Genomic DNA, 516 nt, shown 5'->3' on the forward strand with positions numbered 1-516 from the left:
GTCCCACTCCCACGGGCCGGGAAGCGTCTCGTCGAAGTCGTTGATGTCGAACACCAGGTGACGCTCAGGCGACGCGAGCAGACGGAAGTTGAGCAGGTGCGCGTCGCCGCAGAGCTGGACGTCGATCCCCGAGACCGGCGTGCCGGCGAGATCCGCCGCCATCACCGCGGCAGCACCGCGAAAGAACCGGAACGGAGACTCCAGCATGCGCTGATAGCGCAGCGGGACAAGCTCAGGCAGCCGGGTCTCCGACTGCCGTTCGATCAGGTCGACCGGATCGACCCGGCCCGACGCCGGCGCATACTCGCCATGAATCCCGCGCGGCGCGCGCGTCCTCGCGTCCTTTCCCCGTGCCGCACGTTCGATCGGCGTGAGTTGTTCGGATTTCGCGGACAGTCGTGTGGATTTCGCGGACAGCCGCGGCCGCGAACCAGCCGCGACCGGCGGCGAGCTGACGACAGCTGCCATGCTCTACCTCACACCGTGTCGGCGGGCCGGTCGGAGGCGACGTCGGCT

General features: G+C 68.8%; 1 protein-coding gene. It reads right to left on the bottom strand.

Going from position 1 to position 516, the window contains the following annotated elements; genetic code table 11:
* The coding region (locus tag FMEAI12_RS37535; RefSeq protein WP_235013531.1) for a DUF2252 family protein at window positions 1-468 on the bottom strand (468 nt) is incomplete at its 3' end.
* Window positions 469-516 lie beyond the last annotated feature (48 nt).

This window comes from Parafrankia sp. Ea1.12 (assembly GCF_900465275.1).
GTDB lineage: Bacteria > Actinomycetota > Actinomycetes > Frankiales > Frankiaceae > Parafrankia > Parafrankia soli.